The organism is Curvibacter lanceolatus ATCC 14669, assembly GCF_000381265.1.
In the GTDB taxonomy this organism is placed as follows: domain Bacteria; phylum Pseudomonadota; class Gammaproteobacteria; order Burkholderiales; family Burkholderiaceae_C; genus Curvibacter; species Curvibacter lanceolatus.
In genome coordinates, this window is record NZ_KB906260.1 from 37,255 (window position 1) to 58,944 (window position 21,690).

At 69.1% G+C, this 21,690-nt stretch carries 19 protein-coding genes; 7 read left to right on the forward strand and 12 right to left on the reverse strand.

Features of this window, described 5'->3' with window-relative positions:
• Positions 1 to 3: 3 nt before the first annotated feature.
• From F624_RS0115255 to F624_RS0115280, 6 genes are all read left to right on the forward strand, one after another.
• Complete coding sequence (locus F624_RS0115255) at positions 4 to 1,077, forward strand: ABC transporter permease (protein WP_019575190.1); 1,074 nt, start codon at positions 4 to 6, stop codon at positions 1,075 to 1,077.
• Positions 1,074 to 1,991, forward strand: coding sequence for an ABC transporter permease (locus tag F624_RS0115260; protein WP_019575191.1), 918 nt, complete (start codon positions 1,074 to 1,076; stop codon positions 1,989 to 1,991). The genes F624_RS0115255 and F624_RS0115260 overlap by 4 nt, the downstream gene beginning before the upstream one ends.
• 25 nt (positions 1,992 to 2,016) lie before the next feature.
• Positions 2,017 to 2,745: a biuret amidohydrolase gene (gene biuH / locus F624_RS0115265; RefSeq protein WP_031255153.1), complete on the forward strand. Its 729-nt coding sequence runs from the start codon at positions 2,017 to 2,019 to the stop codon at positions 2,743 to 2,745.
• Positions 2,746 to 2,760: 15 nt separating this feature from the next.
• The gene (locus F624_RS0115270) at positions 2,761 to 4,377 is read left to right on the forward strand and encodes an ABC transporter ATP-binding protein (RefSeq protein ID WP_019575193.1); all 1,617 of its coding nucleotides are present in this window, start codon (positions 2,761 to 2,763) and stop codon (positions 4,375 to 4,377) included.
• A gap of 70 nt (positions 4,378 to 4,447) precedes the next feature.
• Entirely contained in the window at positions 4,448 to 5,134 is a 687-nt protein-coding gene (locus F624_RS0115275) for a cysteine hydrolase family protein (protein ID WP_019575194.1), read from the forward strand.
• Between the two features lie 12 nt (positions 5,135 to 5,146).
• Positions 5,147 to 5,875 carry a GntR family transcriptional regulator gene (locus F624_RS0115280; protein ID WP_019575195.1) on the forward strand — a complete coding sequence of 243 codons (729 nt, stop codon included), beginning with the start codon at positions 5,147 to 5,149 and terminating at the stop codon, positions 5,873 to 5,875.
• A gap of 23 nt (positions 5,876 to 5,898) precedes the next feature.
• Here the strand turns inward: F624_RS0115280 and F624_RS0115285 are convergent, their stop codons facing one another.
• From F624_RS0115285 to F624_RS0115335, 11 genes are all read right to left on the reverse strand, one after another.
• Positions 5,899 to 7,053, reverse strand: a complete 1,155-nt coding sequence (locus F624_RS0115285; RefSeq protein ID WP_019575196.1) for an FIST signal transduction protein — start codon at positions 7,051 to 7,053, stop codon at positions 5,899 to 5,901.
• Positions 7,054 to 7,119: 66 nt separating this feature from the next.
• Positions 7,120 to 8,481 carry an FAD-binding oxidoreductase gene (locus F624_RS0115290; RefSeq protein WP_019575197.1) on the reverse strand — a complete coding sequence of 454 codons (1,362 nt, stop codon included), beginning with the start codon at positions 8,479 to 8,481 and terminating at the stop codon, positions 7,120 to 7,122.
• 52 nt (positions 8,482 to 8,533) lie between these two features.
• Entirely contained in the window at positions 8,534 to 9,361 is an 828-nt protein-coding gene (locus tag F624_RS0115295; RefSeq protein ID WP_019575198.1) for an ABC transporter permease, read from the reverse strand.
• On the reverse strand, positions 9,358 to 10,206 hold the full coding sequence (locus F624_RS0115300; RefSeq protein ID WP_084679524.1) for an ABC transporter ATP-binding protein: 849 nt from the start codon (positions 10,204 to 10,206) through the stop codon (positions 9,358 to 9,360). Before F624_RS0115300 ends, F624_RS0115295 begins: the two co-directional genes overlap by 4 nt.
• An 86-nt stretch (positions 10,207 to 10,292) precedes the next feature.
• Positions 10,293 to 11,303 (reverse strand): ABC transporter substrate-binding protein, encoded by a 1,011-nt coding sequence (locus tag F624_RS0115305; RefSeq protein WP_019575200.1) that lies wholly within the window; start codon positions 11,301 to 11,303, stop codon positions 10,293 to 10,295.
• 77 nt (positions 11,304 to 11,380) lie between these two features.
• Complete coding sequence (locus F624_RS0115310; RefSeq protein ID WP_019575201.1) at positions 11,381 to 12,229, reverse strand: creatininase family protein; 849 nt, start codon at positions 12,227 to 12,229, stop codon at positions 11,381 to 11,383.
• Between the two features lie 28 nt (positions 12,230 to 12,257).
• Complete coding sequence (locus F624_RS0115315; RefSeq protein ID WP_019575202.1) at positions 12,258 to 12,722, reverse strand: RidA family protein; 465 nt, start codon at positions 12,720 to 12,722, stop codon at positions 12,258 to 12,260.
• Positions 12,723 to 12,744: 22 nt separating this feature from the next.
• Positions 12,745 to 14,049 carry an amidohydrolase family protein gene (locus tag F624_RS0115320; protein WP_019575203.1) on the reverse strand — a complete coding sequence of 435 codons (1,305 nt, stop codon included), beginning with the start codon at positions 14,047 to 14,049 and terminating at the stop codon, positions 12,745 to 12,747.
• Positions 14,046 to 14,633 carry an NAD(P)H-dependent oxidoreductase gene (locus F624_RS0115325; protein ID WP_019575204.1) on the reverse strand — a complete coding sequence of 196 codons (588 nt, stop codon included), beginning with the start codon at positions 14,631 to 14,633 and terminating at the stop codon, positions 14,046 to 14,048. Before F624_RS0115325 ends, F624_RS0115320 begins: the two co-directional genes overlap by 4 nt.
• Positions 14,634 to 14,778: 145 nt before the next feature.
• Complete coding sequence (locus F624_RS0115330; RefSeq protein WP_019575205.1) at positions 14,779 to 15,474, reverse strand: TetR/AcrR family transcriptional regulator; 696 nt, start codon at positions 15,472 to 15,474, stop codon at positions 14,779 to 14,781.
• Between the two features lie 10 nt (positions 15,475 to 15,484).
• Complete coding sequence (locus F624_RS0115335) at positions 15,485 to 16,024, reverse strand: nucleoside deaminase (protein ID WP_031255160.1); 540 nt, start codon at positions 16,022 to 16,024, stop codon at positions 15,485 to 15,487.
• Between the two features lie 221 nt (positions 16,025 to 16,245).
• Between F624_RS0115335 and F624_RS0115340 the strand changes: the two genes are divergently transcribed.
• Positions 16,246 to 18,414, forward strand: a complete 2,169-nt coding sequence (locus tag F624_RS0115340; RefSeq protein ID WP_019575207.1) for an NAD(P)-binding protein — start codon at positions 16,246 to 16,248, stop codon at positions 18,412 to 18,414.
• On the opposite strand, the gene F624_RS0115345 is transcribed toward F624_RS0115340, so the two are convergent.
• Positions 18,392 to 21,640, reverse strand: coding sequence for an ATP-binding protein (locus F624_RS0115345; RefSeq protein WP_031255161.1), 3,249 nt, complete (start codon positions 21,638 to 21,640; stop codon positions 18,392 to 18,394). The two genes, F624_RS0115340 and F624_RS0115345, sit on opposite strands and share 23 nt — an antisense overlap.
• Positions 21,641 to 21,690: the final 50 nt, after the last annotated feature.

The following is a 21,690-nucleotide window of genomic DNA, read 5'->3' on the forward strand; positions in this document are numbered from 1 at the left end:
ATCATGCGCAACGCCCTGCGGGAAATCGCTCTGCCCATCGGCGCCCTTGCGGCGGCGCTGCTGGTGTTCGGCGCACTGGTCTGGCTGGCCGGTGTGGATCCGTTCGACATGGCCTGGCTGCTCTTCAAAGGGGCCTTCGGTGATGCCTTCTCATGGCAGAACACCCTGCAACGGGCCGCCCCGTTGATGCTGACCGCGCTGTGCGTGGCCCTGCCGGCCCAGGCCGGCCTGGTGGTGATCGGGGGCGAAGGGGCGCTGGTGCTGGGCGGCCTGGCCTGCGCCGCGGCAGCCACCCAGCTCCCCCTGCCGGCCAACCTGGCCGGCAGCGTGCTGGCCTGCGTGGCCGGCGCCCTGGCCGGGGCGCTGTGGGTGATGCTGGCGGGCGCGTTGCGCCAGTACCGGGGCATCAACGAGACCATCAGCAGCCTGTTGCTGGCCTATGTGGCCATCGGGCTGTTCAAGCACCTGGTCGAAGGGCCGCTGCGCGACCCGGCCAGCCTGAACAAGCCGTCCACCCTGTCGCTGCCCGAAGGCCTGCGCATCGGTGGCATCGCGGGCTCCGATGTGCACTGGGGCCTGGTGCTGGGCGTGCTGGCCTGCTTGCTGCTGGGCGGCTGGCTGCGCCTGACCGCCTCGGGCTTTGCGCTGCGGGTGGTGGGGGGCAACCTGCGCACGGCCCAGCTCATGGGCCTGCCGGCCACCCGCCTGGTGCTGCTGGCCTGCGCCCTTGGGGGCGCCTGCGCCGGCCTGGCCGGCGCGGTCGAGGTGGCCGCCGTGCACACCAATGCCAACGCCTCACTGATCGCGGCCTACGGCTACGCGGGCATCCTGGTCTCGTTCATTGCCCGCCACCAGCCCCTGGCCATCGTGCCGGTGGCCATTCTGTTCGGCGGCTTTGGCGCGGCCGGCAGCCTGCTGCAACGCCGCCTCGGCCTGCCCGACGCCTCGGTGCTGGTGCTGCAGGGCCTGACCTTTGTCTTCATCCTGGCCAGCGAGGCCTTGCGCCAGGGCGAGCCGGCGGCGCTGTGGCGCCGCCTGTGGCCGGCCCGCCCCGCTTTGAAGGAGTCCAGCCCATGAACGCCGATCAATGGATCACCCTGCTGGCCGCCATCGTGGGTGGGGCCTTGCGCGTCGGCGCGCCTTTCCTGTTCGTCAGCCTGGGCGAGTGCCTGACCGAAAAGTCGGGGCGCATCAACCTGGGGCTGGAGGGCGTGCTGGTGCTGTCGGCCATGGCCTCGTTCGGTGGCGCCTACCTCAGCGGTTCGCCCTGGGTGGGGGTGCTGTGCGGGGCCCTGGCGGGCGCCGCCCTGGCCAGCCTGCATGCGGGCCTGTGCAGCCTGCCCGGGGTCAACGACGTGGCCACCGGCATCGCCCTGATGCTGCTCGGCACCGGCCTGGCCTTCTACCTGGGCAAGCCCCTGATCCAGCCGCAGGCGCCGCAACTACCCGCCCTGGCGCTGGGCCAATGGAGCAGCAGCCCCGCCGTGCAGGCCGCCTTGCAGGTGAATGCCCTGCTGCCGCTGGGCCTGGTGCTGGCCGGCCTGATGAGCTGGGCCTTTGCCAACACCCGCATGGGCCTGTTGGTGCGCCTGGCCGGCGATTCGGCCGATGCCGCGCGGGCGCTGGGCTATTCGGTCGGTGGCATCCGCTGGGCCGCCACCGCCGGCGGGGGGCTGATCGCCGGCCTGGGCGGCGCCTCGCTCACGCTGTTCTACCCGGGCAGCTGGAACGAGGGCATCTCCAGCGGCCAGGGCCTGATCGCCGTGGCCCTGGTGATCTTTGCCCGCTGGAGCCCGCTGCGCTGCGTGGGGGCTGCCGCCCTGTTCGGCGGCGCTGGCGCCATCGGCCCGGCCCTGCAGTCGGTGGGCATCGGCTGGGGCTACCACCTCTTCAACACCGTGCCCTATGGGCTGACTCTGCTGATCCTGGTGATCACCTGCCGCCCCGGCAGCGTGGCCGCGGGCAGCCCAGGTGAACTGTCGTCACGTTGACCTCTTGATCGAAACCAGCCTCGCCATGAGCCCACTCCTGCCTACCCCCACCGCGCTCCACGTGGACGCCCAGCCCTACGCCTGGCCCTGGAACGGCGCCCTGCGCGCCGACAACACCGCCCTGATCGTGATCGACATGCAGACCGACTTCTGCGGCCCCGGCGGCTATGTCGACGTGATGGGCTACGACATTTCGCTCACCCGCGCCCCCATCCAGCCCCTGCGCCAGGTGCTGGCCCGGCTGCGCGCCCTGGGCTTTCTGGTGATCCACACCCGGGAGGGCCACCGCCCCGACCTGTCGGACCTGCCTGCCAACAAGCGCTGGCGCTCGCGCCAGATCGGCCGCGACGGCCTGGGCATCGGCGATGCCGGCCCCTGCGGCCGCATCCTGGTGCGCGGCGAGCCGGGCTGGGAGATCATCCCCGAGCTGGCCCCATTGCCCGGCGAGCTGGTGATCGACAAGCCCGGCAAGGGCTCGTTCTATGCCACCGACCTGGACATGGTGCTGCGCCTGGCCGGCATCGAGAACCTGATCCTGGGCGGCATCACCACCGATGTCTGCGTGCACACCACGATGCGCGACGCCAACGACCGGGGCTTCGAGTGCCTGCTGCTGTCCGACGGCACGGCCGCCACCGACCCTGCCAACCACCAGGCCGCGCTCAACATGATCACCATGCAGGGGGGCGTGTTCGGCGCCCACGCCAGCTCGAATCAGCTGCTGGAGGCCCTGGCGGGGCTTTCATCCATCTAGGCGCAGGAGCCCACCATGCCCGACATGACCCACCCCACCCTGTCAGCCCAGCACCAGCCCCAGCATCCCATTGGCGCGCTGCCCGCCGGCACCGGCGCCCTGGCGCTGGACACCTACCGCCTCACCAAGCGCTTTGGCGCCTTCACCGCGCTGGACAGCGTGGACTTGAAGGTGGCCGCCGGCAGCGTGCACGCGTTGCTGGGCGAAAACGGGGCTGGCAAAAGCACGCTGGTCAAGTGCGTGGCCGGCTTCCAGCGGGCCGAAGTGGGCAGCGTGCTGATCGACGGGCGCGAGCAGGCCATCAGCAACCCGGTGGTGGCCCGGGCCCTGGGCATCGGCATGGTGTACCAGCACTTCACGCTGGCCCCGGGCATGAGCGTGGCCGAGAACCTGCTGCTGGCCGGCGGCCAGGTGCCGGGCCTGATCCACTGGCGCGAGCGCCGCAGCGAACTCCAGCGCTTCATCGAATCCACACCGTTTCGCCTCGACCTGGAGGCCCGGCCGGCCGAGCTGGCGGCCGGCGAGAAGCAGAAGCTCGAACTGCTCAAGCAGCTGTACCTGCGCCCACGCCTGCTGATCCTGGACGAGCCCACCTCGGTGCTGACCCCGCAAGAGGCCAATGAGGTGCTGGGCCATGTGCGAGAGCTGGCGCGCCAGCGCCTGTGCACGGTGCTGATCATCACGCACAAATTCCGCGAGGTGATGGCCTTTGCTGATGCCGTGACCGTGCTGCGCCGCGGCCAGGCGGTGCTGCACGCCTCAGTGGGCGACACCAGCCCGGCCCGGCTGGCCCGCGCCATGATGGGCGAGACCGAGGCATCTTCCGACGCCGCCCCCCACGCAGCGGCAGGCCAGCCCCCGCGCCGCGCCCTGGCCGCCGAGGCGCCCGTGGCGCTGGAGGTGCAAGGCCTGCAGGCCCCGGGCGACCGGGGTCTGCCCGCCGTGCACGATCTGAGCCTGCAGGTGCGGGCCGGCGAGATCCTGGGCGTGGCCGGTGTGTCCGGCAACGGCCAGCGCGAGCTGGTCGAAGCCCTGGTGGGGCAGCGCGCGCGCACGGCCGGCAGCGTGCGCGTGGCGGGCCAGCCCTACCTGGCCCGGCGCGAGGAAACCCGCCGCCTGCGCGTGCGCAGCCTGCCCGAAGAGCCGCTGCGCAACGCCTGCGTGGGCGAGCTCAGCGTGGCCCAGAACATGGCCTTGCGCGATTTCGACCAGCCCCCGCTGAGCACCCACGGCTGGCTGCGACCGCGGCTGTGGCGCCAGCGTGCACGCGACTGGATTGCGGCCTACGGCGTCAAGACCCGCAGCGAAAACGCCCCGATCAAAAGCCTGTCGGGCGGCAATGTGCAGCGGGCCGTGCTGGCGCGCGAGCTGGCCGGCGACATCCAGGTGCTGATCGCGGCCAACCCGGTGTTCGGCCTGGACTTTGCCGCCGTGCGCGAGATCCACCAGCGCATCGTGCAGGTGCGCGAGCGCGGCGGTGCGGTGCTGCTGGTCAGCGAAGACCTGGACGAACTGCTGGAGCTGGCGGACCGCCTGGTGGTGATGAGCGAAGGCCGCATCGTCTACGAAACCCCGGCCGCCGGCGCCGACCGACTGGAGCTGGGCGCCCACATGGGCGGTGGCGCGCATTGAGGCGCCACCAGCCCCCCCTCAGCCCCCCACCCTCCCGCCACCCTGCCCCACACCTCTGCACGGAGCCCCCATGAGCACCCTTACCCTGGCCGCCCGCCCCTTCGACTATGTGTTCGACCCGGCCCACACCGCCCTGCTGATCATCGACATGCAACGCGACTTCGTGGAGCCCGGGGGCTTTGGCGAGTCGCTGGGCAACGACGTGAGCCTGTTGCAGGCCATCGTGCCGGCCTGCCAGGCGGTGCTGCAGGCCTGGCGTGCGCTTGGCGGCTGCGTGGTGCACACGCGCGAGGCGCACCGCCCCGACCTCAGCGACTGCCCGCCGGCCAAGCGCCTGCGTGGCCAGCCGCGCCTGCGCATCGGCGACCCAGGGCCGATGGGGCGCATCCTGGTGGCCGGCGAGCCCGGCAACCAGATCATCCCCGAGCTGGCGCCGCAGCCCGGCGAGATCGAGATCGACAAACCCGGCAAGGGGGCTTTTTACGCCACCGGCCTGCATGAGCTGCTGCAGCAGCGCGGCATCAGCCACCTGATCGTGATGGGCGTGACCACCGAGGTCTGCGTGCAGACCAGCCTGCGCGAGGCCAACGACCGCGGCTACGACTGCCTGTTGCTGGAAGACTGCACCGAGAGCTACTTTGCCGCCTTCAAGGCGGCCACCCTGGAGATGGTGAGCGCACAGGGTGCCATCGTCGGCTGGGTGGCGGCCAGCCCCGCGCTGCTGGCCCTGCTGAGCCAGCCGCCGACAGCAGCCTGATACAGTCCTGCCGTGCACACCACAGGTCAACAGATTCCCCGCGCCGCGCGCGCTCCCGCCCGGCGTTCGCGCGCCGACGATGTCTACGATCAGCTCAAGGCCGACATCGCCGGCTTCCAGCTGGTGCCCGGCGACCGATTTTCCGAAAACGAGCTGTGCGATCGCCTGCAGGTGTCGCGCACGCCGGTGCGCCAGGCCCTGGTGCGCCTGCAGCAAGAGGGCTATGTCGAGGTTCAGTTTCGCAGCGGCTGGCGGGTGCTGCCCTTTGATTTCGAGCAGTTCGAGCAGCTTTACGACCTGCGCCAGGTGCTGGAATCGACCGCCGTGCAGCGCCTGTGCTCGGGCGACGACAAGGTCGACCAGGCGCTGCTGCGCCAGCTCGAAGCCATCTGGCTGGTGCCCGAGGCCGAACGCAGCCACGACGGCGCCGAGGTCTCACGCTGGGACGAAGGCTTTCACTGCGCGCTGGTCGAGGCCGCCGGCAACCGCGAGATGGCGCGCGTGCACCGCGAGGTGACCGAGCGCATCCGCATCATCCGCCGCCTGGACTTCACCAAGCAGGACCGCATTGCCGCCACCTACGAAGAGCACGGCAAGATCCTGAGCGCCATCCGCTCGCACCGCAGCGACCAGGCCGTGATGCTCTTGCGCGCCCACATCCAGACCAGCCAGGCCGAGGTGCGCAAGATCACGCTGCACCAGGTGCACATGGCCCGGGCCGCGTCAGCGCCACCGGGCTGAGCCCCTGTTGCCGGTGTGAGGGCTCAGCCCAGGGCCACCAGGCAGGCGTTGTGGAAGCGCGGCAGGCGCGGCAGGCCCGCTGCGTCCAATGTGTCGATCTCGCCCAGGGTCAGTGCCCCCAGCAGCGCGCCCTGCCCGCTTTGCCGCTGCAGGCTCTGCAGCTCCTGCAGGGCCTGCTCACCCAGGTGCATGCGTCGCCCGGCACAGTAGAAATGCAGCCAGCTGCGCGCAGGCGCGCTGCGCTGGCGTTCGGCCACAAAGGTGGCCAGTTCATCCACGGCCGTGCCTTGCCCGGCCGCGGGGGCACGCAGCAGGCGCATCAAGGTGTTGGGCGGAATCTCGCCCACGCAGATCAGCGAGCCGTCTTCGCCCAGCGCCACCGGGATGCGCACCAGCACATCCACCATCGTCACCAGGCCGAAAGGGAAATGCACCGCATAGTCGTAGAAGTTTTCACGCGTCAGGTGCACGCCGTATTCTTCGAGGATCAGTTGCTGGTAGACGTCGAAGGCCGGCCGATGGTCGATGGTGTCGATGCGGTTGCCCTCGCCCGAGGTGGCCGTCATCAGCGCGCGGCTGACCGGGTAGCCATGGCGGGTCAGCGCATCCACCGCCGGGGGCAGCAACAGGCTGATCACGCCCATGCCGGCCTGCCGCTCGGCATCGAACAGGCAAGCCATGGGCTGGAAGGTTTCGCTGCCCGCATTCACCCCCGAATAGCGCACTGGTTTTTCGAGCGCCATGTGGAGCTCGTCCACCAGCGAGCCCACGTCGGGCAGCATGCCGTCGAAGACCATGAACAGCAGCGGCTCGGCACCAGGCGCCACAGGCTGGGTGGCCTGCATGAAGCGCACGGCCTCGTGCCAGGCCTCGCGCCCCGCAGCATCGAGCACGGGCTGAAACAGCCAGGGGGGCATGGGGGCCAGGCACAGCAGCAGCACCTGGTCGGTGACAAAGCCCTGGGCGGTGAACAGGCTGGGGAACACCGCCCCCAACAGTGGCACGACGTGGTCGCGGCAGGCGGCCTGAAGGCTGGGCACCCGGTCGGCCAAGGCTTCGGGCACCAGGGCCAGCACGCCCATGTCGGGCCAGCGGGCCTGCCAGGCCGCCAAGCTGACCGACAAGGTATCAGACAGATCGGGAAGATCGGCAGGGATCAGGTGCTGGGCGGCAAACATGGGCACGGTGAGGTTCTGGCAGAACGCACATTCTCACATGCGGCCCGGCCGCTGGCGCGCGCCCCCTCACATGGCAGCCGCCTGCCAACTGCGCAGCTTGCCGGGGTTGAGCAGGCCTTGCGGGTCGAAGCGATGCTTCATGTCCAGCACGCCCTCAGCCAGCTTGCCGGCCTGCTTGCCGTCTTCCACCACAAACACGTGCGGGTTGTTGATGAACACACCGTGATCGCGGTAGATCTGCATGATGGCGTTGAGGCGCTCCTCGGTGCTGTAGCGGATGATTTGCAGCCCGCTGCAGGTGAACACGCCCTCTTTGGTGCGCAAGAACTCCAGGTGCGTCATCACCTCACCGGCCAGAACCTCCTCCAGCGCCAACACCTGGGCCAGGTGGCGGCTGGGGTCGAAGCCGCTCTGGATGTAGGTGAGGCCCTTGTCCACCTTGAGGGCGTGCAAGGTGCTGTGGTTCCAGGTGTACTCCAGCAGCGTGCGGTGGCTGTCGGCCACCTCTTCGGCCGTCTTGCGGTAGCTGATGCGCCCGCCGTGGCGCGCCAGCAGGGCCTGCATGCCGGCCTCGGCCGCCGGCGCCAGGATCAGCAGCACGGCGTGGCTGCCGGTGGGCAGGTGATCGGCCAGGTTGACGAAGTAGTCGGGGATGGGCGCCCCCAGAAAGCACACCTCTTTCTTGAGCAGGCCCGGGGCGGCACCGAATTCGCTGGCAAAGCGCAGCCCGGCCTCGAAATCCTCGAACACCGCGATGCACTCCAACCAGGGCGTGGCCGGGGCCAGGGCCACCTCCAGCTCCAGCACGATGCCGTTGGTGCCGTAGGTGTGGTGCAGCAGCATGGCGTCTTCGCCGCGCAGCTCGGTGATCTGCGGCTCGGGCTCGACCGACATCACCCGCACCCCCAGCACATTGCCGCTGGCGGCCAATGGGCCCCAGGTGATGGAACCGGCCCCGCCAAAGCCGCCACCGAACAGGCCGCCCAGGGTGGCGCTGCGGTAGGTGGAGGGCAGCCAGCGCAGCTCCCAGCCCAGGGGCTGGCTGCGCTGGTCGAAATCAGCCAGGCGGATGCCGGCCTGGGCCCGGCCCACGCCGTCGCGGCACCACATGAAGCCGTTGTAGGCGCTCAGGTCCAGCACCACGCCGCCCGACAGCGGTGTGCTCTGGCCATAGTTGCCGGTGCCGCTGCCGCGCACCGTGATGGGCACGCCCTGGCGTGCGCACAGCGACACCACCTGGCGGATCTCGTCTTCGGTGCGCGGGCGCACCACCACCTCGCCCACCTTGCCGCCCAGCTCGCGCTTGAGCACGGGGCTGAACCAGGCAAAGTCCTGCGACAGGCGCGCCACCCGTGAGGGGTCGGTGATCCAGTCGATCTGGGGCAGTTGGTCGGGCAGTTCGGCAGCGGTCAGGCTGGGGGCGGTCATGGTGGGGTCTCCGGAAAGCTGGGGAGGATCAAAGAGTGCTCAGGGAACAGGCTCACTCGTGGGAGGTCTCGCTGGCATGCCAGCCGCTGAGGGCGCGCCGGCTCAGCCAGGCCATCAGCGCGAACAGCGCCACCCCGGTGAGCGAGATCAGCAACAGCGCGGCAAACATGCGCGGGATGTTGAGCTGGAAGCCGGCCTGCAGGATCTGGTAGGCCAGCCCGGCGCCGGTGCCACCGGTGCCGGCCACGAACTCGGCCACCACCGCCCCGATCAGGGCCAGGCCGCTGGAGATGCGCAGGCCGCCAAAGAAGTACGGCAAGGCGCTGGGGATGCGCAGGCGCACCAGCGACTGCCAGCGCGTGGCGTGGTTGAGCCGGAAGTAGTTCTGCAGGTCGGGCTCGATGCTGCGCAGGCCCAGCGTGGTGTTGCTGATGATCGGAAACAGCGCCACCAGGGCGGCGCAGATCACCATCGACAGCGTGGCATCGCGCACCCAGATGATGATCAACGGGGCCACCGCCACGATGGGGGTCACCTGCAGCAGCACGGCATACGGGAACAAGGCGGTCTCGATCAGGCGGCTCTGCACGAACAGGAACGAAATCAGCACGCCCACCACCACCGCCAGGGCGAAGGCCAACAGCGTGATCTTCAGGGTGACCCACAGGGCCAGGCCCAGGGTGGCCCAGTCCTTGATCAGGGTCTGCAGCATCAGGCCCGGCGAGGGCACCAGGTAGGGGGGCAGCTCCAGCCCGGTGACCAGGCCCTGCCACAGCGCCAGCAGGAACAGGCCCACCAGCAGCGGGTAGACAACGCGCTGCACCTCGGGGCGGTGCAGCCAGGCCACGGGGGCTTTGGGTGCAGGTGCATGCGGGCTCATGGCTGGGGCTCCTCGATGCTGGCGCGCAGCAGGCTGTCCTGCAACTGGCGGGCGTACTGGCTGAACTGGGGTGAGACCATGAAGTCGGCGTGCCGCGGGTGCGGCTCGTCGATGAAGAACTGCTCCACCACCCGACCGGGGCGGGCCGCCATCATCACAACACGGCTGGACAGGAACACCGCCTCATGGATCGAATGGGTGACGAAGATGACCGTGAGCTTCTTCTTGCGCCACAGCTCCAGCAGGTCGGCATCGAGCTTGTGGCGGGTGATCTCGTCGAGGGCGCCAAAGGGCTCGTCCATCAGCAGCAGATCGGGCTCGGTGACCAGGCCGCGGGCAATCGACACCCGCATCTGCATGCCGCCGGAGAGGGCCCGGGGCAAGGCCCGGTCGAACTTGGACAGGCCCACCAGGGCCAGCACCTCGCTCACGCGGGCCTCGGCCTCGGCACGGGGCACGCCGGCCAGGTCCAGCGGCAGGCGCACATTGCTGCGCACGCTGGCCCAAGGCATCAGCGTGGGCGACTGGAACACAAAAGCCATGCGCCGCCCGGTCTGGGCCAGATCGGCCACGGGCTTGCGCCACAGCAGCAGGCGCCCGTCGCTGGGTTCGAGCAGGCCGGCCACCATCTTCAGCAAGGTGCTCTTGCCGCAGCCCGAGGGGCCCAGCAGGGTCACGAATTCACCCTCGCGCAGGCTCAGGTCCACCGGCAACAAGGCCCGGGTGCCGTTGGGGTAGATCTTCTCGGCCGACAGGATGTCGACGGCCGGCACCTCGGGCACGGGGGCTGGCTCGACGACGGGGGGCCGGGGCGCGGACGGCAGACTACTGGGGTCGGGTTTCATGGCGGGGCTTTCCGGATCGAAGCGGCCTGTGAGCGGGCACAGGCCGCCCTCAGCAAGGTCAATGCAGCAGAGTCAATGCAGCAGGGTCAAGGCAGAACCTTCACGTCCTTGACGAACTCGGTGCTGTAGGCCTCGCTCATCTTGACCTTGGCCGGGTCGATCAGCTGGGTGCTGACCAGGAAGTCGTAGCTGGCCTTGATGCGTGCCTCGGTCATCACGCCGATGCCCAGCTTGGCCGCGTCGCCGCCGCCCACCATCCCGGTTTCCTTGAGCTTGGCCACGCTGTAGGTCAGTTGCTCGTCGGTCATCTGCGGGTTGTCTTTCTTGATCAGGGCGTTGCCCGGGGCCGGGTCGGCCAGGTAGCTCTTCCAGCCCTCGATGGAGGCCTTCACAAAGGCGGCCACCGCCTTCTTGCGGGTCTGGGTGGTCTTGTCCATGCAGGAGATGGTGGTGGCATAGGCCGGGAAGCCGTGGTCGCTGAACATCAGGGTGTTGGCCTTGACGCCGGCCTTCTGGATGGCGAAGGGCTCGCTGGTCAGGTAGCCCTGCTGGGCCGTGTTCTTGTCGGCCACAAAGGGCTGGATGTTGAAGGTGTAGGGGCGGGTCTGGGCGTCGGTGAAGCCGTACTTGGCCTTGAGCCAGGGCCAGAAGCCCTTCTGGGCCGAGCCGGCGATCAGGATGGTCTTGCCCTTGAGGTCTTCGAACTTCTTCACGTCCTCATGGGCGATCAGCACCTGCGGGTCTTTCTGGAACAGCGCGGCCACGTTGACCACGGGCACGCCGCCTTCGCGGATCTGCACCATCTGCAGGTCGCTGGAGCCCATCACGCAGTCGGCCTGGCCGGCGGCCATGATCTGCACCACATTGACCTGGGGGCCGCCCATCTTGATGCTCACATCCAGCCCGGCCTTCTTGTACAGGCCGGTGGCCAGGGCCTGGTAGAAGCCGCCATGCTCGGCCTGGGCGTACCAGTTGGTCATGTACACAAAGGACTCATCGGCCCGCGCGGCACCGGAGCCCAGGGCGCACAGGGCCAGGCTGGCCAGGGCCAGCGGGCGCAGGCGGCGAAGAGTGGACGACACGGCAGAGAAGGTCATGGCATAGCTCCAGTGGGGTGGTTGAAACAGGGGGGAACGGTGGATGGCAGCGGCACAGGCACAAAGCGGGCCAGGCCTCAGCCCTCGATGTGGCCGGTGTGCTGGGCGCGGCCCCAGGTGGGCTCGGCACGCGGTGCCCAGCTCAGCTCGTGCAACTCGGTGATGGCCTGGGCCCAGCTCTCGGCCAGCGAATCGAGGATGGCCTGGCCCTGCTCGGCCGTGGCCGGCAGCGGGTCGCCGATCACCCCGCTGGGGCCGAAATCACGCGCGCTCCAGGCACAGGCAGGCCGACCATCGGGCGACAGCAGGCGCGAGGGGAATTCGGGTGGGTAGTTGCTCACGGCCAGCGACATGTCCACGGTGTCGGGGGCCAGGGCCAGCATGAGGGCCGTCTCGGCATGGCCGGCGTGCATGGCCAGCTTTTTTTCGCGCTCCGACAGGTAGCGCCCGGCCACATGGGGTACGCGCCAGGTGAAGCTGGGCACCACGATGAAGTCGCCATGGCGCAGGCGCAGCTCGCGCGCCGCCATCTCCATCACCTGCGGCTGGCCGCCATGGCCGTTGACGATCAGCAGCTTGCGAAAGCCGGCGCGGTACACCGATTCGCCGATCTCGTTCATGGTGGCCAGCAGGGTTTCGCCACTCAGCGTCATGGTGCCGGGAAAGTGCAGGTGCTCTTCGCTCTTGCCGTAGGTGATGGGCGCCATGGCATAGGCCGGCACCGAAGCGCCCAGACGGGCCAGCGCGTGGCCCACCACGCCGGCGGCGATCACCGAATCCACCGCGCACGGCAGGTGCGGGCCGTGCTGCTCGGTGGCGCCGGTGGGCAGCACGATGACGGTGTTGGCCGGGTCGGGCAGGTCAGCGATCTGGCGCCAGCTCAGGTAGGGCAGGTAGCGTTGGGGTGGGTTGTAGCCGTGCAGCATGGGGGTTCCTTGGGTTCAACGCCGGGGTTCAACGCAGCGGCAGGTAGGCGGTGGCTTCGACCTCGATCACGATGTCGGGGCTGGGCAGCATGCCGCTGACCTCGACCACGGTGGAGGCCGGTGGCTCGCCCGGGAAGAACAGCCGGCGCACCCGGCTGTAGCGTGGAAAGTCGTCCAGGCACTTGAAATACTGGACCAGCTTGAACACATCGCTCATCTGGCCGCCGGCGGCCTCGACGGTGAGGCGGATGCGGTCCAGCACGAACCAACTCTGGGCCAGGATGGGGCCGTCCTTGTAGTCGCTGGAGAACTCACCGGTGCGGCCAATCAACTCGGCCGCCTCGTCGGGGATGTCGGCAAAGCCGCGCACGATCTTCTGCTGCGCCGGCTCCACCGCGATCACCCCCGACAGGAAGATGAAATCACCGGCACGGCGCCAGGCGGCATAGCGGGCCAGGGGCTGGGCGATGGTGGGCGTGGGTTGCGGGGTCATGAGCGGGCCTCCTGCAGCGGATTCAGAACGGGTTCAAAGGGGCCAGGCGCCGCCCCTGGCGCAGCACCACGCGGCGGGCGCTGCGCGAGGGAAAGCCCCAGGCGTTGGCATCGGGAAAGATCAGCAGGTCGGCCTCGCTGCCCACGCCCCAGGGGCGGGCTGCCTCGGCGCGGGCCAGCCAGTCGCGCCGGCACAGGGTGTCGGTCCAGTCGTCGAAGGCCTGCGTCAACTGCCCCATGGCCACCCCGACGCCAAAGGCCTCCAGCGGGTCGAAGCTGCCCAGCGGGCAGAAAGGGTCTTGCACGTTGTCGCTGGCCAGCAGCAGCGGGATGCCCCGCGCCCTCGCCTCTTTGACCAGGGTCAGCCCGCGCTGGCGCGGCGTGCGCCCGGTGACGGCGTCCTGCAGCAGCAAGTTGGTGATGGGCAGGGTGACCAGGGTCAGGCCGGCGCGGGCCACCGCGTCCAGGGTGCGCAGGGCCCGGTCTTCGGGCATGGCGGCCAGGGCACAGGTGTGGCCGCACACCACGCGCCCCTGCAGGCCCAGGGCCGGCACCAGCTCGGCGATGTGGGCCAGGCCCTGGGCGTTGGCCTGCAGTTCCTCGTCCACATGCAGGTCCACATCCAGATCGTGCTGGCGGGCGGCCATCAGCAGGTGCCTGAGGGCCTGCGGGTCCCAGTTGGTGCTGTGCACAAAGCCACCCAGGCAGGCGCCGGGGCCGGAGGCCGCCACCCGGGCGGCCAGTGAAAGCGCAGTGTCCAGCTCGGCAAACAGGTGCAGCGGGATCAGGCTGACGCGGTCGAGCTGCACCCGGCCACGCCAGTCTTCGGCCAGCTCGCGCAGCACCGGCCAGGCCACCGGTGTGACCTCGGGCTCCCACCAGTCGCAATGGCTGCGCAACTGCACCACCCCGGCGGCATGGGCCCACTGCAGGCCCTGGCTGGCGCGCTGGTGCACGTCCTGCGGCGTCCAGTGCGCGCGGTCGGCCATCATGGCCTCGATGGCGCCCAGCAGGCCAGGCTGCACCTGGCCCATGCGCGGCAGGGTGAAAGCCTTGTCGAGGTGGGTGTGGGCATCCACCAGGCCGGGCAGCACAGGCGCGCCGCCCAGGGCCCAGGCCCCCGGTGGCAAAGGGGCGGCGCCCTGAGGGCGCACGGCGGTGATGCGCCCTCCTTCGAGCAACATGTCGGCCAGCACGGGCAGGCCCTGGCTGCGGGGCCAATCGGCCGGCAGCGCCCAGGTGGGCAGGCGGGCACCGCCCAGGGCGGGTGGTGCGTCGTCCAGGACGGCACCTGTGTTCAGGTTCAAGTTCAGGTCAAGCGGGCTCATGCGAAGCGCCTCATGGCCTGGCCGACGCGGGCCTTGAAGGCCTCCAGCGTCTTCGGGGTGGCCACGTTCATGTGGTAGTGGGCGTGGTAGCTGACCTTGGCCCCGCCGCCGGTGAGCAGGCGCAGGTAGCGCGAGATCACCTTGCGCGGCGGGTCGCCCATCAGCAGCGCCGTCCAACGCGGGCGGCCGTAGGTGACCACGGCCGAGATGTGGCGGATGTGGGTCAGCGAGGGTTTGACGTTTTGCGGGTCGCTGATGTCGAAGGCCACGCCGGGCATCAGCACCCGGTCGAAAAAGCCCTTGAGGATGGCCGGCAGCCCGAAGCACCAGGTGGGGAAGCAGAACACCAGGGCCTCGGCCCACAGCAAGCGGTCCACATAGCGCTGCACCGGGCGCTGGTTGTGCGGCACCTCGTGGTAGCCCAGGCGCTCTTCACGCGACATCACGGGGTTGAACTCTTCTGCGTACAGATCGCAATCATCCACCTCGTGGCCTGCCTGGCGCAGGCTCTCCAGCACCTGGCGGTGCAGCGCCGCATTGAAGCTGGTCTCCACCGGGTGGGCGTAAATCACCAGAATCCGCATCGACTTCTCCCCTTTCGTGGCGAAGGAATCAACCCCAGCAAAACCCGTTCGGCTGAAAGTTGACCGTTTGATTTGATCAATCGGTCAAATCACTTGCAAACGCTGTGCCAGGCCTGTTTCGAGGCCAAAGCGGGCATGACCCGGGTCAAGCGGTGTCGGATGCCCCAGGGCGATGCACCGCTGCGTCATCCGCGGGCAGACCGCAGCCCAGCAGCACGAAATTGGTGAGTTCCTGCACGATCGGCCCGCGTTCGATCGGTGCATCGGGGGCCAACCCCAGCATCACCCGCACCTGCACGCCGTAGTCGGCGTAGTGCTGGGTCATGCCCCAGATCTGCATCAGCAGCACGCGCGGGTTGAGGGGGCGGATCAGCCCCTGCGCCATCCAGCGCTCGATGATGGCCACCTTGTCGTCGGTGGACTGGCGGGCCACCGGCCAGTAGCGCCCCAGCTTGCGCCCGCCGGCCAGCACCTCGCTGGTGAAGATGCGCGACAGGCCGGGGTTGTCCAGTGCGTAGTCGAGCTTGCGGCGCACGTACTCGCGCAGCACCTCGCGCGGCTCGGCGGCATTGCCGTCGAACACGAAGGCATTGCTCCAGCCGGCCAGCACCGAACCCAGCAGCTCTTCGTACAGCTCGTCCTTGCCGCGGATGTAGTAATGCAGCTGGGGCTTGGTCAGGCCGGCGCGCTCGGCAATGGCCTGGGTGGAGGCGCCCTTGAAGCCGTGCAGGCTGAACTCGGCGATGGCCGCCTCACGGATCAGCGCCAGCGTGCGCTCACGGCCCAGCCGATGCCGGGCCTGGGGGGCAGGCTCGTCCAGGGACAGGGGCTCGGCGCTCATGCGGCGCCCGTCAAAGCTTCCAGGCACCGACGTGCGAACGACTGGCCTCTTCGATCAGCGCCGGGCCGATGCACTCGATGGCGTAGGGCGAGGCCTCGAACACATCGCGGCACGACAGCTCGGCGTCGCGTTGGTCCAGGCGCTCGCCGCGGAAGGCGCGCAGCCGCCAGGCGTCAATGCCGTACACCACGCGGCGGATGTTGGACCAGTAGATGGCCCCGGCGCACATCACGCAGGGCTCGCCCGACGAATACAGCGTGGCCTGGGCCAGCACGTCCCGAGAGTAACGGGGGCTGACGGCGCGCACCAGGCTGGTCTCGGCATGCCCGGTGCAGTCGCCGGTTTCGGTGGTGTTGCACCAGGCCTCGCCCATCACCTCGCCGCCCGGTGACACCAGCACCGCCCCGAAGGGCCGATTGCCACGCGAGCGCCCCAGATCGGCCAGGCCGATGGCCTGGCGCAGGTAGCGGCCATCGCGCTCGTCCAGGGGCACTTCGGCCGGCAAGGCGGCGGCGGTATCAGGGGTTGCCAGAGGTGAATCAGAGGACATCAGGAACAGGCCCAAAGGCGAAATGAAGGAACACGGAGCCGCCGCAGCCAGGGCCCGGACGGCCACCGGCTGCGCCCCGGACCGAAGCATTTCCCATGCCACAGCACAGGGGCTGCGCTGCACCGGCGGACTGAAAAAACGACTTGACCCCGGCCTGAACGCCCCGGGATACTCTCGCCGCCGATCGGAAAATGATCATTATTAACAATTCAAACCGCTCCATGAACACAGCGCAGAACACCCGCCCCAAGCAGAAGATCGCCATTCTGGGAGGTGGCGTCGGTGCCATGACCAGCGCCTTCCAGATCACCAGCGAGCCCGGCTGGCAAGACCGTTACGAAGTGACGGTGTACCAGATGGGCTGGCGGCTGGGCGGCAAGGGGGCCAGCGGGCGGCGTGCCCCGCACTGGCGCATCGAGGAGCATGGGCTGCACATCTGGCTGGGCTTCTACCACAACGCCTTTCGCATGATGCAGCAGGCCCTGACCGAGCTGAACCCCGAAGCCGCGCCTGTGGCCGTGGGCCACACACCGCCGCGCATCGCCAAGGGCGTGTTCCTGCGCTGCGAGGACGCCTTCGAACCCCACAGCTATGTGGGCGCCTACGAGGCCTTCGACGGCGACCCCACGCCCTGGATGATGCAGATGCCCACCAATGGCCAGAAGCCCTGGGAGGGCGGCGCCCTGCCCTCGCTGTGGTCCTACCTGTCCGAGCTGGTGCAGCTGTTGCTGGGCCAGGCCGGCCAGTCGGTGCATGCCCAGGTGTACCGCAACGAGCACCCGACCCACCACCACGGACTGATCGGCTGGATCAAGGAACAGGCCCTGGAACTCGCCCTGACCGTGGAGGAAGTGGCCGTCAGTGCGGGCCTGGGTGCCCTGGTGCTGTTGCAACACCTGCTGGCCCGCCTGGCCAAGGACCCTGCGGCGCACCAAGCACGCGAACGCGCGCTGATCGAAAGCCTGTTGGGCCACCTGCAGACCTGGGTGGCGCACGAGTACGAGCGACTGGACCCGGACGACCTGGCCGCGCTGCGCCACCTGCTGATGGTGGATCTGGTGGTGTCGGTGCTGCGTGGCCTGCTGGTGGACGAGGTGCTGGAAGGCCGCCCCCTGGGTGAGCTGGACGAGGAGATCCGGGTCTGGCTGAAGCGCCACGGCGCCATGCCGGCCACGCTGGACACCCGCATCAACCCCTTGCTGCGCCTGTTCTATGACTTTGTGTTCGCCTTTGACAACGGGGACAGCCAGGACACCGAACGCACGGCCAACTACGCCACCGCGCCCACGGTGCGCACCCTGTTTCGCATGTGCTGCACCTACAACGGCGCGATCTTCTGGAAGATGCGCGCCGGCATGGGCGACACCATCTTCACCCCGCTGTACAAGGCGCTGGCCCAGCGCGGGGTGCAGTTCCGCTTCTTCCACAAGGTGCAGAGCCTGGGCCTGTCGGAGGACCGCCGCTCGATCGAGCGCATCGCCATGGTGCGCCAGGTCGACACCGCCGGCCCCTACCAGCCCTTGGTGAACGTGAAAGGCCTGGACTGCTGGCCAGCCGAGCCCGACTACAGCCAGCTGAGCCAGGGTGAGGCCTTGCGCCAGGCGGTGGCCGAGCAGGGCCTGGACCTGGAGTCGCTGTGGTTCCGCTGGGACAACGCGGCCGAGTTCGAGCTGCAGCGCGGGCGCGATTTCGACACCGTGGTGTTCGGCATCTCGCTGGGCAGCGTGCCCCTGCTGTGCAAGGAGCTGTGCCGGGCCGAGCCGCGCTGGCAGACCATGGTCGACCGGGTCAAGACGGTGTGCACCCAGGGCGTGCAGTTCTGGCTGCGGCCCAGCCTGCCCGAACTGGGCTGGACGGCCCCAGCGCCCATCGTCGACTCCTTCCTTGAGCCGCTGGACAGTTGGGCCGACATGAGCCATCTGTTACCGATGGAGGTCTGGCCCGAAGGCCAGGCGCCGCGCAACGTGGCCTATTTCTGCGGCGCTCTGGACGAACCGCCGCTGGACCCGCAAGACGCAGCCACACCCTACCGGGCCCTGGACAAGGTCAAGGCCGCCACGGCCACCTTGACCCGCGAGCATGTGCGCCTGCTGTGGCCCGAGGCCGTGGACGGCGCGGGCGCCCTGCCCGCCGATACCGTGGTCGAGGTCTACCAGCGCGCCAACGTCGACCCCTCGGAGCGCTATGTGATGTCGGTGGCCGGCAGCGCCTCGGCGCGCATCAAGGCCAATGAGACCGGCTTTGACAACCTGGTGATCACGGGCGACTGGATCGACAACGGCTTCAATGCCGGCTGCGTGGAAGCTGCCGCCATGGCCGGGCTGCAGGCCGGCAACGCGGTGCTGGGCCGGCCGCTCTACGACGGCGTCACGGGGCAGGATCTGTGCTGAGCGGGCAGGCGCTGGCGGCCAACGCCGCGCGCGCCTCGCGCACCACCCAGGTGTCCTGACCTTCGGTGACCTGGGCCAGCAACTCGGGCAGCCAGGGCGCTGGCGGCCCGCCCGCCTGGGCCACCCGCCACAGTTGGGTGGCGATGCGCAGGCCCCAGGGCAACTGGTGCAGGCGCTGGGCCAGTTCCAGGCCCGACCGCAGATGATCCAGGCCCAGTTCGGGCTCAAGAGGGTGGCGGCGCAATTCGATCTCGCCACGCACACGCAGGATCTCGATGCGGCAGAAGAAGTCTTCATTGGCCTCGCAAGCCAGCAGTGCCGCCTCGATCTCATCCGAGGCATCCTGGTACTGACCATTCAGCATCAGGGCCTCGGCCAGCTTGCAACGCCACTGCGGCTGGATCACGCCCACGCCGATCGAGCCCTGAAAGGCGAGCGCCGCGCGCAAGGCCTCGATGCCTTCGGGCAGACGTCCGCTCATGGCCAGGGCCCAGCCCCGGCTGGCCGTGGTGGTGGCCAGCCAGAACACATGGCCCACCTCGCGGCAGTAGGCAATGTGCTGATCGATCTCTTCGAGCAGACGCTCGGGCTCATGCACCATCACGTTGTAGGCGCTGCGGAAAGCCAGCGCCCAGGCCTGGCTGAAGGGGTGGTTCAGCGCACTGGACCAGCGCCCGGCGCGCTCGATGGCGGCCTGGGCCTGGTCTGTCAGGCCCAGCGCCCACAGCGCATACGAGCGGTAGCACTCGGCGGCCACGCGCGGATCTGAGCCGTAGATGCGGCAAGTCTCGGCATCGCGCACGGGGTCGTAGACCTCAACCGCGCGCAAAAAGGTCTCGTTGGCGCGGCGGAAGTCGCCAGTCCACAGCAAGGACACGCCGACCGAGAACGTGGCCTGCGCCAGCATGGTGGGCGCCCCCGCACGCCGCACAAAGGCCAGGTTCTGCTCGGCCAGTTGCACCAGACCCGCCTGCTGCCCCTTGACCTGGCGGTAGCCCCAGACGCCATTCAGGGCCACAAAGATTTCGGGCCGGTCCGGCATGACCTGGCACAGGGCTTCCACCCGGGCGTACAGGGTCTCCAGCTCGGGCGCTGTGAAGCCGCGCGTCACCTTGATGGCCGGCGCCAGGGTGCCGAGCAGACTGAGTTCAAGCTGCGCCCCCTCCTCAGGCGTGAGGTGGCTGACCAGTGCCAAACCCGCGCGCAGGTGCAGCACGGCCTCGTGGTTGGCCGAGCGGGCCAGGGCCATCTGGCCCGCGCGCAGCCACAGTTGCACAGCCTTGGACCATTGATGGGCTTCGCTGTGGTGGTGGGCCAGCAGTTCGGGCTGACGCTGCATCAGGCCGGGGTCGCGCCGCACCAGCTCACCGGCCAGCAAGCCATGCAGCATGAGCCGATCTCGCCGCAGCATCGAGTCGTAGGCCGCGGCCTGCACCAGCGCATGCTTGAATTCAAAATCCTGGTCGCTGCCTTCCAGCGCGAACAACAGGCCCGCGGCGAGCAGCTCCTGCAGGCCCTGCTGCACCAGCGCCTCGTCGGCGCCGCACAAGGCGGCCAACAGGCCGCGCTGGAAACGCCGCCCAATCACGGACGCCCGCCGCGCCACGGCGCGCCCGGCATCCAGCCGGTCCAGACGCGCGGCCAGCGAATCGCGCAGGTTGTCCGGGATCAGCGCCACCGGCAAGGCCACGCGCAACTCGAAGCCCCCCGGGGTTTCCTGCAGCACATCGGACTCCAGCACGGTGCGGGTGAACTCTTCAATGAACAGGGGAACCTCATCGGTGTTTTCGATGATGCGGCGCACCACCACGGCGGGCAGACGCTTGCCCCCCATGCAGTGCAGCAACAAGGCCTCGGCCGCCTCGCTGGGCAGGCGATCCAGCAGCAAGTGTCGGGTGCTCGCCGTGGGAGCCCAGCGTGCGCTGTCGCCGCAACGCTGGGTCAGCACCAGCAGCAGGCGCTGCGAGGCCATCTGCTCGGCCAGGGACACGGCGAGGGCCAGGGTGGAGGGGTCAGCCCAATGCAGGTCCTCGACCGCCAGCATCAAAGGATGTTGCTGCACCACCAGGTTCAGCCAGCGCAGCAAGGCGGCTTCGGTGCGCTTTTTAGCCAGCGCCGGGGCCAAGTTCAAGGCCGGCATCGGCTCCTCGGGCGCCGCACGCAGCAGGCGCGCCAGAAGTTGAACGTCCTGCTCATGGTCGCTCATGCCGGGTGGCAGGGATTTCAGCAACTTGCGATAGCGCTCATGGGGAGCGTCCTGGGCCTCGAACTGGGCCAGACGTTCCATGCCTTCGATCACAGGAAACCATTCGCTGGCGGCGTGGTAGGGCGAGCAGCGCAACACCATGGACAGGGCGCCGTCGCCTCGTGCCTTCTGCCTCAACTGGGCCAGCAGATGCGACTTGCCGATCCCGGGCTCACCCTCGATGAGGACCACGCGGGGCTGGCCCAGAAGGGCGTGCTGCCAATCGTGCTCAAGTTGGGTCAATTCGTCGTCGCGCCCAATCTGGCGCCTGGCATGGCTGGGGCCGACCTGCGCCCCGGATTCGCCAACCCCGCACAGGCGCCAGGCCTCGACAGGGTGTGCCACGCCGCGCAAACTGAGCTCTCCCAGCGCTTGCCAGGGCAGCGCATCACGGATGGCCTGACGGGTCGTGCCCGACACCACCACCTCATTGCCTTGTGCGACAGCCTGCAGACGGGCCGCAATGTTGGGGGTTTCGCCGATGGCCAGGCGCTCGTGGCGCGCCCCTTCCCCCACCTGGCCCACCACCACCATGCCGGTGTGAATGCCGATGCGCACCTGCAGGTCCAGCGTGGTGATATGGCGCAAGCGAGCGCTCAGGCGCGGCAACGCAGAGATGATGCCCTCGGCCGCGCGCAGCGCGCGCGCTGGCGAATCCTCATGCGCCCGCGGGTAGCCGAAATAGACCAGCAGGCCATCGCCCAGGTACTGGGCGATGTAGCCGTCGTACTGGCGGATGATGTCGGCCGCGATCGCCTGGTAGGCCTGGATGATCTCTCGCAGGTCTTCGGCGTCCACCACACCGGACAAGGCCGTCGAATCCACCAGGTCACAGAACAGCACGGTCAGGTGGCGTTTCTCGGCCGCGTCATTCAACTCGCCGGCGGAGCGCCCTTGCAGGTGGAAGCTCAGGCGTGCACCGCACGAAGCACAGAATCGATGGGCGGCAGCGGCCGGGGTGCCACAGGCTGAACAGCGCATGCGCTGATCCTGTCCACAGTTCGAGCACTGCGGGTCTCCATCGGCCAACA

Excerpts from the sequence above, each read along its gene's own strand:
- F624_RS0115255 (WP_019575190.1), top strand. The coding sequence starts at position 4 with ATGCGCAACGCCCTGCGGGAAATCGCTCTGCCCATCGGCGCCCTTGCG.
- F624_RS0115260 (WP_019575191.1), top strand. The coding sequence starts at position 1,074 with ATGAACGCCGATCAATGGATCACCCTGCTGGCCGCCATCGTGGGTGGG.
- biuH (WP_031255153.1), top strand. The coding sequence starts at position 2,017 with ATGAGCCCACTCCTGCCTACCCCCACCGCGCTCCACGTGGACGCCCAG.
- F624_RS0115270 (WP_019575193.1), top strand. The coding sequence starts at position 2,761 with ATGCCCGACATGACCCACCCCACCCTGTCAGCCCAGCACCAGCCCCAG.
- F624_RS0115275 (WP_019575194.1), top strand. The coding sequence starts at position 4,448 with ATGAGCACCCTTACCCTGGCCGCCCGCCCCTTCGACTATGTGTTCGAC.
- F624_RS0115285 (WP_019575196.1), bottom strand. The coding sequence starts at position 7,053 with ATGTTTGCCGCCCAGCACCTGATCCCTGCCGATCTTCCCGATCTGTCT.
- F624_RS0115290 (WP_019575197.1), bottom strand. The coding sequence starts at position 8,481 with ATGACCGCCCCCAGCCTGACCGCTGCCGAACTGCCCGACCAACTGCCC.
- F624_RS0115295 (WP_019575198.1), bottom strand. The coding sequence starts at position 9,361 with ATGAGCCCGCATGCACCTGCACCCAAAGCCCCCGTGGCCTGGCTGCAC.
- F624_RS0115300 (WP_084679524.1), bottom strand. The coding sequence starts at position 10,206 with ATGAAACCCGACCCCAGTAGTCTGCCGTCCGCGCCCCGGCCCCCCGTC.
- F624_RS0115305 (WP_019575200.1), bottom strand. The coding sequence starts at position 11,303 with ATGACCTTCTCTGCCGTGTCGTCCACTCTTCGCCGCCTGCGCCCGCTG.
- F624_RS0115310 (WP_019575201.1), bottom strand. The coding sequence starts at position 12,229 with ATGCTGCACGGCTACAACCCACCCCAACGCTACCTGCCCTACCTGAGC.
- F624_RS0115315 (WP_019575202.1), bottom strand. The coding sequence starts at position 12,722 with ATGACCCCGCAACCCACGCCCACCATCGCCCAGCCCCTGGCCCGCTAT.
- F624_RS0115320 (WP_019575203.1), bottom strand. The coding sequence starts at position 14,049 with ATGAGCCCGCTTGACCTGAACTTGAACCTGAACACAGGTGCCGTCCTG.
- F624_RS0115325 (WP_019575204.1), bottom strand. The coding sequence starts at position 14,633 with ATGCGGATTCTGGTGATTTACGCCCACCCGGTGGAGACCAGCTTCAAT.
- F624_RS0115330 (WP_019575205.1), bottom strand. The coding sequence starts at position 15,474 with ATGAGCGCCGAGCCCCTGTCCCTGGACGAGCCTGCCCCCCAGGCCCGG.
- F624_RS0115335 (WP_031255160.1), bottom strand. The coding sequence starts at position 16,024 with ATGTCCTCTGATTCACCTCTGGCAACCCCTGATACCGCCGCCGCCTTG.
- F624_RS0115340 (WP_019575207.1), top strand. The coding sequence starts at position 16,246 with ATGAACACAGCGCAGAACACCCGCCCCAAGCAGAAGATCGCCATTCTG.
- F624_RS0115345 (WP_031255161.1), bottom strand. The coding sequence starts at position 21,640 with ATGCGCTGTTCAGCCTGTGGCACCCCGGCCGCTGCCGCCCATCGATTC.